This is a genomic window from Kamptonema sp. PCC 6506 (genome assembly GCF_000180455.1).
GTDB classification, from domain to species: domain Bacteria; phylum Cyanobacteriota; class Cyanobacteriia; order Cyanobacteriales; family Microcoleaceae; genus Kamptonema; species Kamptonema formosum.
Map to the genome: position 1 here is coordinate 1 of NZ_CACA01000259.1, position 9,023 is coordinate 9,023.

Below are 9,023 nucleotides of genomic sequence, written 5' to 3' on the forward strand. Positions count from 1 at the left end.
ATTTGTAATTGACAATTCGAGCAAAACTGGCAGGTTCCAAACTCGCTCCACCGACTAATACCCCATCAATTTCTGGCTGAGCCATAATGTCATCGATATTATCGGGTTTGACAGAACCGCCGTAAAGAATTGGCACATCAGGATTATTTAGTTTGCTGCGAATTAAGCCAATAATCCGATTAGCGTCGGTGGATTCGCAAGTGCGACCGGTGCCGATCGCCCAAATCGGTTCATAAGCGATCGCCAACTTCTGCTGATCCACACCAATCAAATCCGTTGCTAACTGAAAAGCAATGTGAGTTTCTGCTTCACCCTCTTCCCGTTGTCGCAGACTTTCGCCCACACACAAAATTGGAATTAAACCATGCTGTTGAGCCGCCCTCAACCGCATATTTACAGTTTCGTCAGTTTCGCCAAAATATTGACGGCGTTCGCTGTGACCCACGATCGCATATCTTACCCCAATTTCTGTCAGCATCGGGGCCGAAATTTCCCCCGTATATGCACCCGACTCTTCCCAGTGAACATTCTGAGCACCTAGCATCACACGGCCCCCGTGCATATTTTTCGAGAGCAGGGTTAAAGCGGTGAAGGGAACGCATAGAATGACTTCCCGCTCTTCTGGGGTTTCAGTCAAGCAAGACGTGAACCCTTTGAGAAACTCCAGAGCTTCACTCTGGGTTTTGTACATTTTCCAATTGCCAGCAATAACTATTTTCCGCACGGACGACCTCAGTAGACCTCAGAACACTACAAAATGCAACATCAGTTTAAGGCTTTGCGGGGCATTTTTGTTAGTTTGCATTCAGGAATTACCCATGTTTGACGTAACGCCGCCCTTATTTGCGGTAAAAAACCGTCCAGAGGGCGGCGTTACAAACATTTACTGGCCAAATTCGAGGCGAGCTTGCTCAACCAGCTCAACCGTTACAACTTCCTTTTCAGCTTCGCGGGCCAAATGCTCTATCCGCATTCGTGCTTGTCCCCGAACAAAATAGGGAATATTTTTCAGCTTGGCTTTGGCTTCAAGCGTCCATTTTAAATCGTCTGAGAAGTAATCGGGCATGGCTTATTCGGCGATCGGCTGCAAACAGCGATCTATCGGCTTTTAAAGAAAAGTTTGGATATTTTAAATTTACCACGAGGTGCGATCGCGCGAACATGGAAAAAGAAGGTTTAGAATCATCTTAGCAAAAAATAGAACAAAGGTTGCGATCCACACCTTCTCACTCTGGATTAAATTGCTTGCTCAAAATAGCCTCGGCTTCCTGTAAAAGCTGATTCTGCTCTTGTCTAATCGCCTCTAACCTTGTCAAAATATTAGCAAGTCGTTCCTGAGACTCCGAACTATTTGATTGAACTCCGTTCAATTGTAAAGATAAATTATTATTTTCTCCCAGATTCCTTGAAACCAATGAGTTAACAGCGACTCCACCAAGATTACTCACAGACTTAGAGCCGACAGTAAAAACCCCTTGTATAAATTTTCCAGGGAGTTGCAAAATAGATAACCATCCTCTTGCAAAAAAGCTACCTAAAGCTTGAAACAAACCCAATATAATAAATATAGATAGCAGCAGCAATGCTAACGCTATCAGCGGATGACTCACCAACCAAAAAATTAAAGGATGAGAATCAACCCAATTTTTGACGCTAGCATTAATAGCATTTTGAAGAGTATCTGAAGCAGCACTGCTAATATTTTCAGCCTGATGAATGCTATCTTGTAATGAAGCCTTAGCCTTTTCTTTTGCTTGATTTACACTATCTACAGCTTGGCTAGTTGTTTGATTCAGAGTAGTGACGGCGGAATTAGTAGCTTGAGTGAGAGTTTCTTTAGCAGTTGCGGCAGAGTGAGTAACAGCATCAACAGCTTTGTTTGTAGTTTCACTAACGCGAGTAACGGCTTGATTTGTAACTTCAGATAGAGAATTCCTGGCTTTTTCAGTTGTCTCCGTTACTGTAACTAAAGCCTTGTTCTTAACTTGATTTACAACCTCAACGGCAGAATTAGTAGTTTGACTGAGAGCTTCTTTTGCCTTGTCAGCATTTGCGGAGAGAGAAAATTTAGCCTGTGCTGTTACTTCGGAAGTAGAATTAACAGCTTTGCCAACTTGTTCTGTCAAAAATCCTTTTGTCTTTTCAAAGCTTTGAGAAATATCGGGCAGTCCTAATTGCATAGTAATTAAACTCATCAACTCAATTGATTTAATTGTAACATTTAATTTAGTATTGCGCTGGCTGCAAGCTATTGGCAACGATGTAAAACCAGATACATTTATCCCCCGTAATATTTACGGTAAATACATTGAGACTGTTTTAGATGAAGCCGAAGCAAAAGCGCCAAATTATGTGCATTTAGAACGGCTGAACGATGAAGCGATCGCACTCCGAGACTCCGGCCATAAAGGTATCATTCACGTAGTCTCGCGTCACGGTTTATTCCCCCATCCCCACAAACCCGCAACCCCTTATCCCGCCTTCCTCAGCCCGGAAACAGCCCCCAAAAACATCCGCGCCTTACTGCGCCTAGTCCGCCAACAACTACAGCAGGATAGCACTTCCGAGGTCAACTGGCGTGCCGTCATCGACTCCCTTAGCAAAAGATTTAATCAGGTGTTTGGGAAGTTAGGCAATATTATTGCGAGGAGATCGAATGTCCAATTTAATTAATGCCTTAAACCGCATAGGAGCTTGGCTTTTACAAAACCCAGATGCAACTAAGAGGTCATTATACAGGATACAAGAGGGCTTAAATCGTGAGCAAATTACAGAATGGGTACGAGAATTGCCATGCCTTCTTCCTTCTTCCTTCTACTTATCAAGGAAGTAACAGTGGTCTAAATTTATCGTTCACAGTCGAATATTTAGACGAAGAAAATGAAATTTACAGCGGTTCCCGCTGTTATGAGGTGCAATCAAAAATAATGAAATATCTGTGTAATCAAACCTAATGAAAGCATATTCACTCGCTCTTAGAGAAAAAATAGTGACACCATATTTAGTAGGAAAAATGTCAATCAGGAAAGTAGCAACCCAATTTGGTGTCACTAAAAGTCTAGTTCAAAAACTGGTCAAGCAAAAACTCTCCATTAGGAAATATAGAACTAACGCGCTATTTTTTACAGTTCCGTTTTTTCCTCAGCAATAACGACAGCTTTTGAGCAAGTTGACGAGCAAGACTTCTGGAATTGGTTTACTCACTGTTGTTATTGTACCCCATCTACATTAGGTCTCGTTATACTTGTGTAGTTGCTGTATCCACTTGAAGCGATTCTGCTGCCATTTATCAGCCATAGCTTCCGAATTTATATTGCTTTCTAGTTCCAGCAATAAACTTGATATTTCTTGAACAATTGATGCACCCCGACATTCTTCTACCCAACTGTCCGCACGCTCTTTCCAGTGAGTATCCACCAATTCCCACTGCAAGTTAGATTCCAATTCAACTAGCAATTCTGCTAGATATGTCAGGTTAACTGATGCTGCTACATCGCTAACCCAACTTTCCCGCCGCTCTTTCCATTCTTTTGTCGCTCCTTCCCATTTGAGGTTGCTTTCAAGCTCTAACAGTAACTGATTTAGTTCTACCATTTTAAATCTTTGATTGTTTGCAGTTCGTGCTAAAATTATAGCAGAATTTTCAATAGAAATTAACCCGTTTGTTTTTTTAGCAGGGAAGAGGTACAGACCACTGATGATGCCGTTACAGCGGAAACCGATGTATCACATTGAGTGGGAATATGGCTTTGTTTGGTTAGACTATGCGTTCAGAGAACTCACAACTTTAGCTAAAAACCAGAAGTGTATTCCCATCGGTTGCCGTCAAAAGGTGGTTGAAAAAACATAACTTAATTTTATCTTTTGGTCAGTTTGAACCGATTTTAGCTATGAGACAAGGGTTTTAACCCCTGGCGGACTATATATTTAAACAAAATAAAATAGCCCATCCTTTTTAAAGGCAGATGGGGATATCAACCTGAGCATCTAGTCGCCAAATCTTAAAGAATTGTAAACTACACTAGATCGACCAGCATACAGGAGTTAGTATAATATCGACTTAACACAGTCACTTAAGCGAGTAACGGGAGTAAGAAAAAATGATTCCCGATCGCACTCCCTTTGACAACGCAAAAAAAATCACAACCTATAAAGTTTATTGAGGCAGGGAATCTATGGGAATTTTAGTTGAAGATGTATCGAAACACTTTGGTTCTTTTCAGGCACTAAGCCAAGTGAACCTAGAAATTAAAACAGGCTCTTTAGTAGCACTACTAGGGCCATCAGGGTCAGGAAAATCAACATTATTGCGGCTGATTGCCGGACTAGAACCGCCAGACATCGGCAAAATTTGGATTACTGGCAAAGATGCAACTTATCAGTCAGTACAAGAGCGTCAAATCGGCTTTGTTTTTCAGCATTATGCTTTATTCAAACACTTGACAATTCGTGATAATATTGGCTTTGGTATGGACATCCGCAAATCTCCCAAATCCAGAACGCGCAAACGAGTAGAAGAACTTTTAGACTTAGTACAACTGAGCGGATTAGGCGATCGCTATCCTTCCCAACTTTCAGGAGGTCAAAGACAGCGCGTAGCCTTAGCCAGAGCTTTAGCCGTAGAACCCCAGGTACTTTTGCTAGACGAACCCTTCGGAGCTCTAGATGCCAAAGTTCGCAAAGAATTGCGCGACTGGTTGCGGCGGTTACACCACGAAGTTAACGTCACCACAGTTTTTGTTACCCACGACCAAGAAGAAGCGATGGAAGTCGCCGATGAAATTGTCGTAATGAACAAAGGCAGAGTCGAACAAGTCGGTACGCCAGCTCAGATTTATGACTCTCCAGCAACAGCCTTTGTGATGAGCTTTATTGGCCCTGTAAACGTCCTCTCTAGTACAGCCGGAATTTTTGCACGTCAGAGCTTGGAAGCTCCCTCTCCTCAAATTTATTTGCGACCCCATGACGTTTTAATTCAAACCGAACCTGAAGCATCCTTTGCCCCGGCAAAAATTAATCGTATCGTCTATTTGGGTTGGGAAATTCAAATCGAATTGATTGTAGATGAGCAGGAGATAATTACTGCTTACTTAGACCGCGATCGCTTTAAACAGCTCAATGTACAGGTCAATCAGCGAGTTTATGTGAAGCCTCGACAAGCTAAAGCATTTCCCGTTGAGTTGGTCGTTTAGCTGATAAATTTAATAGGACTTACGCACCCAACCAAAGAAACCGGGTTTTTTGACGAAAATACTTCGTTCTTACCCACAGATGATCTCAAAAACCCGGTTTCTGGGACTCCCTGCGTAACTCCTGTTTAATAGGATTTACATAGGAATTACGAACTTTCTCTGTGCGTAAGTCCTATTAAATTATCTAGCAACAATAGCTGTATGTGCTGTATGTCGATTAAATATAGAAAAGCTTAACTCACAATTTGCATTTCATCGCCAGTAAGGTCGCCCTTTCCAAAACACTCCCAGTACAATTCCTATTAGTGTAGTTTCAGATAAATCGACTAGAAAAGCAGGTACTGGTAATAGATACTTTAAAGCCAAACCTAGAAGTAAACATACAACTAAAGCCCATAAACTAGAACTGTTAAGCAGAAATTGTTGCTGCCGTTGCTCGAAGATGTACACTGCTAGTGCGCCCATTCCCACTGCTGTAGCGACAGGGATTAATACCCCCAAGGAAGAGCTGTAGAGTAGTTTGAGGATGTTGCGAACGATAGGAGATTGCGCGAAACCCCACCCTAAGAATAACTCTAGTACGATCGCGATCGCATTGGTGAGGGCGGCAATTTGAAGGAGTTCTTGCCAGGGTAAGTTTTTTAAACGACCTAGAGGATTACTCATAGTGCAGAGAAAAGGTGGGTTGTTTTGATTGTATTACAGCTCGGCGATCGCGATCGCTCTGGCTATGGCCCTCGAGCGGCATTTAGGGCAATTTGTAAAGTAAAATACATATACCGGGCAGTTTCTCAGCTAAGGCTCTGAGAGCATCGGCCTGCGAATTGTCGGCAGCATCGAAGGAAAGAGAATATGGTAGAAAGTACAGTAAATTGTGCTGTAGAGTGCGTCAACGGCTGCATTTTGGGCGATAAATGCCCGAAGCGGGAATATGCGGCAGCAACGTCAAGTTTCATAGAAAACACTTCTCTGGATAAAATGCTGGAGATGGCTGAGGAAGCGGTAAGGAAGAAGCGATCGGAGCCACCTAAATGGGTGATTCCTGATTTTCCAGAATAGACGAAGGTGCGATCGCTCTTAATTGTAAGGGAGCGATCGCGATAGTAATGAAAGTTATAGTTATTTTTATTACTTTCTAAAAAACATTAAACGTTTCCGTCCCCTTGCGGGGAAATGAGTAATGAAAGGCCTCAAATGGACCCAACTCCGCTGCCACAGCGGGACAAGGGTTTCCGTCCCCTTGCGGGGAAATGAGTAATGAAAGAGGTAAAAAAATGGATTATTATCAGACATCTTACTGGTTTCCGTCCCCTTGCGGGGAAATGAGTAATGAAAGACTCTTTCTTGTGACATACACATTTTTCTGAAAAGTTTCCGTCCCCTTGCGGGGAAATGAGTAATGAAAGTCTAAGTTAGTTTTCAATGACTAACGGTCAAGAGGCTGCTGCTCGTTTCCGTCCCCTTGCGGGGAAATGAGTAATGAAAGTCAGATAAAAATAGTTCAAGTATGTACACTGAATTAACCCGTTTCCGTCCCCTTGCGGGGAAATGAGTAATGAAAGACATTGAGGAGGTGGTTTCTAATCCACCTTTATAAAAGGGTTTCCGTCCCCTTGCGGGGAAATGAGTAATGAAAGCTAATTGGGAACGTGATGGAGAAACAAACATAGAATAGTTTCCGTCCCCTTGCGGGGAAATGAGTAATGAAAGAGCTACGCTACAACTCCTTACCCAGAGAGAGTTTCAGACGGCAAATCGACGCAATAAATTTTACCTGTCAATAAAAGGGGGGTCATCTTCAATAAGCCCTGAGCGATAACATCTCAAACCCTTACGGGGAAAGGAATCGACACACCTCAACGAAAGAATGAGGCTTTCAGCGATTTCTCGGATTGCGTCGATTATTGTCTACGGGTCACGAAACAAACCCCACGCGATTGACCAAAACTATAAAATTTTCAAAGTCCTGAAGTGAATTAACCTCAGCATACAGATGGAAAAGGTCTTTGTCAAGGCCTACGATCGGAATTACTGAAACCGTTGATTCTATATCCCTTCTTCCTGAGCATCGTAGCCCCTAGCCCCTAGCCCCTATGCCAAAACTACCCACCCAAAAAAAGCATCAACCTCTCCCTTGGCCTGCGGACACAGAATTAGTCGGGCTAGTCATTGAACTAGCCCCCCACAGCAATGACTACCTTTATGCTGAGTACACCATTGGCTTACACGCCTGGTTTCTCGCTCAAGTTCAACAAACTAACCCAGAATTATCCCGCTCTCTCCACGACGAGCAATCAGAAAAAGCATTTACCATTTCAGGATTAGAAGGAGAATTGCTGGCTGCTGGAAAAGACCTACAACTGCAAGCTGACAAAACCTATCGCTGGTATATTAATATCCTTTCCCAACCAGTTGCTCAATGGGCGAGTAAATGGTTACAAAACTTGCCCGCCGTTGTGGACTTACGAAATGCTCCCTTACGCATCATTTCTTGTCAGCTAGCTTTACCTCCTACTACTTACAAACAATTGCTAACTACCTCACTCTCTCGCACCTCCACAATTCAATTAACCTTTCTCACCCCAACCAGTTTTCGCAGCAAGCAACATCACTTTCCCTTACCAGTTCCCAAAAATCTTTTTCATAGCTACCTGCGTCGGTGGAACGATTTTTCAGACATCAAAATTCCTCAAGATCGATTCCTAAATTGGATTGAAGAAACAGTAATTATTCACCGCCACAAATTAGAGTCCGCCAAAGTCATCGCGGGCAAAAAAGGCTCCGTTACAGGATTTACAGGAGCCATAGAATTAGGAGTATCCAAAAAAGTAAATGAAAATTCTGATTTCGGGCAATACTTCTATGCTTTAGCACAACTAGCCCCTTACTGCGGAACTGGTCACAAAACCACCTTTGGCTTAGGGCAAACTAGAATAGGTTGGCTCCTGAGTGACATTTTGCCAGTTTCCCCAAGGCAAAATTTATTAGCATCTCGAATTGCAGAATTGACCGAAGCATTCATGGCAAAGCGACAGCGCACAGGTGGAACTCGCGCCCAAGAGATTGCCGAAACGTGGGCTACGATTCTCGCAAGGCGGGAACTCGGAGAGTCACTAAGTGCGATCGCCCTCGACTTAGAAATGCCCTACGAAACTGTCAAAACCTATGTCAAGTTGGCGCGGCGTTGTTTGAAAGCTAATGATGAAGTCGAAGAGGTAGTTAGGACATTCTAAATTATTGTCATTGCGAGATCCGGGAAGCGATCGCTCTCCAATAGCCGATCGTTGAAACCCTCATTGCTCTTCCCCTTCTTTACCCTTCTTCCCCTTCTTTCCCTAGCCCTGAGCATCCTAGCCCCTAGCCCCTTCTTCCCTAGCCCCTAGCCCCTAGCCCCTAGCCCCTTCTTCTCTAGAGGTCTTGTGATGCTGCTCACATAATCTTAGAGATTTCAGTCATACGACTTCCTAAGTAGAATCACTGAGATTAGCCTAGCTTCATCACAGATTGCAACAAAAAAATGACCAATACTGTAAGTATTAAAGTTCAAACCAACTAACCATGCAAGCTCCCATCTACTTAATTCACTCAGCTCTAAGCGAATTATTTGCCCAAGCTAATGCCACTAACTGCATTACTCTAGCGGATCGTTACGGACTCATGGCAGCCGTTTTTGATGAATCTCTCGGTGAAGATGAAAGGCGCTCCATCAATAGACTGCTTCGCTCCGTGCGTCAGGGACGGATTAAAGTAGTTGAAGAACTTTCGGCAGTTCAGTAGATTTACTTATTTTTCATTGTTGATTTAAAGTTTAATTTTTAATTTTCGATTAAT

At 43.1% G+C, this 9,023-nt stretch carries 11 protein-coding genes and 1 CRISPR repeat array; of the genes, 6 read left to right on the plus strand and 5 right to left on the minus strand.

Features of this window, described 5'->3' with window-relative positions:
- From tpiA to OSCI_RS13245, 3 genes are all read right to left on the minus strand, one after another.
- Positions 1-724, minus strand: a 724-nt coding sequence (gene tpiA / locus OSCI_RS13235; RefSeq protein ID WP_039962277.1) for a triose-phosphate isomerase, incomplete at its 3' end; no start/stop codon positions are given.
- 159 nt (positions 725-883) lie between these two features.
- Entirely contained in the window at positions 884-1,066 is a 183-nt protein-coding gene (locus OSCI_RS13240) for a PCP reductase family protein (RefSeq protein WP_007355478.1), read from the minus strand.
- A 160-nt stretch (positions 1,067-1,226) separates the two neighbouring features.
- Positions 1,227-2,195 (minus strand): hypothetical protein, encoded by a 969-nt coding sequence (locus OSCI_RS13245; protein ID WP_234708749.1) that lies wholly within the window; start codon positions 2,193-2,195, stop codon positions 1,227-1,229.
- Between the two features lie 37 nt (positions 2,196-2,232).
- On the opposite strand from OSCI_RS13245, the gene OSCI_RS13250 reads away from it, so the two are divergent.
- Positions 2,233-2,673 carry an FAD/NAD(P)-binding protein gene (locus tag OSCI_RS13250; RefSeq protein ID WP_007355480.1) on the plus strand — a complete coding sequence of 147 codons (441 nt, stop codon included), beginning with the start codon at positions 2,233-2,235 and terminating at the stop codon, positions 2,671-2,673.
- A 555-nt stretch (positions 2,674-3,228) separates the two neighbouring features.
- Here the strand turns inward: OSCI_RS13250 and OSCI_RS13255 are convergent.
- Positions 3,229-3,594 (minus strand): hypothetical protein, encoded by a 366-nt coding sequence (locus OSCI_RS13255; protein WP_007355483.1) that lies wholly within the window; start codon positions 3,592-3,594, stop codon positions 3,229-3,231.
- Between the two features lie 103 nt (positions 3,595-3,697).
- Between OSCI_RS13255 and OSCI_RS29940 the strand changes: the two genes are divergently transcribed.
- Together OSCI_RS29940 and OSCI_RS13265 are read left to right on the plus strand one after the other, a co-directional pair.
- Positions 3,698-3,850 (plus strand): hypothetical protein, encoded by a 153-nt coding sequence (locus OSCI_RS29940; protein ID WP_007355484.1) that lies wholly within the window; start codon positions 3,698-3,700, stop codon positions 3,848-3,850.
- A gap of 325 nt (positions 3,851-4,175) precedes the next feature.
- Positions 4,176-5,192, plus strand: coding sequence for a sulfate/molybdate ABC transporter ATP-binding protein (locus tag OSCI_RS13265; RefSeq protein ID WP_007355485.1), 1,017 nt, complete (start codon positions 4,176-4,178; stop codon positions 5,190-5,192).
- A gap of 252 nt (positions 5,193-5,444) precedes the next feature.
- Here the strand turns inward: OSCI_RS13265 and OSCI_RS13270 are convergent, their stop codons facing one another.
- Positions 5,445-5,858 (minus strand): hypothetical protein, encoded by a 414-nt coding sequence (locus OSCI_RS13270; protein WP_007355486.1) that lies wholly within the window; start codon positions 5,856-5,858, stop codon positions 5,445-5,447.
- A 186-nt stretch (positions 5,859-6,044) separates the two neighbouring features.
- Between OSCI_RS13270 and OSCI_RS13275 the strand changes: the two genes are divergently transcribed.
- The 3 genes from OSCI_RS13275 (at position 6,045) to OSCI_RS13285 (ending at position 8,969) form a co-directional block, all read left to right on the plus strand.
- Positions 6,045-6,251: a hypothetical protein gene (locus tag OSCI_RS13275; protein ID WP_007355487.1), complete on the plus strand. Its 207-nt coding sequence runs from the start codon at positions 6,045-6,047 to the stop codon at positions 6,249-6,251.
- Positions 6,252-6,343: 92 nt separating this feature from the next.
- A CRISPR array of direct repeats spans positions 6,344-6,902; the repeat unit is 36 nt; unit sequence GTTTCCGTCCCCTTGCGGGGAAATGAGTAATGAAAG.
- Positions 6,903-7,285: 383 nt separating this feature from the next.
- On the plus strand, positions 7,286-8,425 hold the full coding sequence (gene cas6, locus OSCI_RS13280; RefSeq protein ID WP_007355488.1) for a CRISPR-associated endoribonuclease Cas6: 1,140 nt from the start codon (positions 7,286-7,288) through the stop codon (positions 8,423-8,425).
- 325 nt (positions 8,426-8,750) lie between these two features.
- Positions 8,751-8,969, plus strand: coding sequence for a hypothetical protein (locus tag OSCI_RS13285; RefSeq protein WP_007355489.1), 219 nt, complete (start codon positions 8,751-8,753; stop codon positions 8,967-8,969).
- Positions 8,970-9,023: the final 54 nt, after the last annotated feature.

Excerpts from the sequence above, each read along its gene's own strand:
- OSCI_RS29940 (WP_007355484.1), top strand. The coding sequence starts at position 3,698 with ATGATGCCGTTACAGCGGAAACCGATGTATCACATTGAGTGGGAATAT.
- OSCI_RS13265 (WP_007355485.1), top strand. The coding sequence starts at position 4,176 with ATGGGAATTTTAGTTGAAGATGTATCGAAACACTTTGGTTCTTTTCAG.
- OSCI_RS13275 (WP_007355487.1), top strand. The coding sequence starts at position 6,045 with ATGGTAGAAAGTACAGTAAATTGTGCTGTAGAGTGCGTCAACGGCTGC.
- OSCI_RS13240 (WP_007355478.1), bottom strand. The coding sequence starts at position 1,066 with ATGCCCGATTACTTCTCAGACGATTTAAAATGGACGCTTGAAGCCAAA.
- OSCI_RS13245 (WP_234708749.1), bottom strand. The coding sequence starts at position 2,195 with ATGAGTTTAATTACTATGCAATTAGGACTGCCCGATATTTCTCAAAGC.
- OSCI_RS13255 (WP_007355483.1), bottom strand. The coding sequence starts at position 3,594 with ATGGTAGAACTAAATCAGTTACTGTTAGAGCTTGAAAGCAACCTCAAA.
- OSCI_RS13270 (WP_007355486.1), bottom strand. The coding sequence starts at position 5,858 with ATGAGTAATCCTCTAGGTCGTTTAAAAAACTTACCCTGGCAAGAACTC.
- OSCI_RS13285 (WP_007355489.1), top strand. The coding sequence starts at position 8,751 with ATGCAAGCTCCCATCTACTTAATTCACTCAGCTCTAAGCGAATTATTT.
- cas6 (WP_007355488.1), top strand. The coding sequence starts at position 7,286 with ATGCCAAAACTACCCACCCAAAAAAAGCATCAACCTCTCCCTTGGCCT.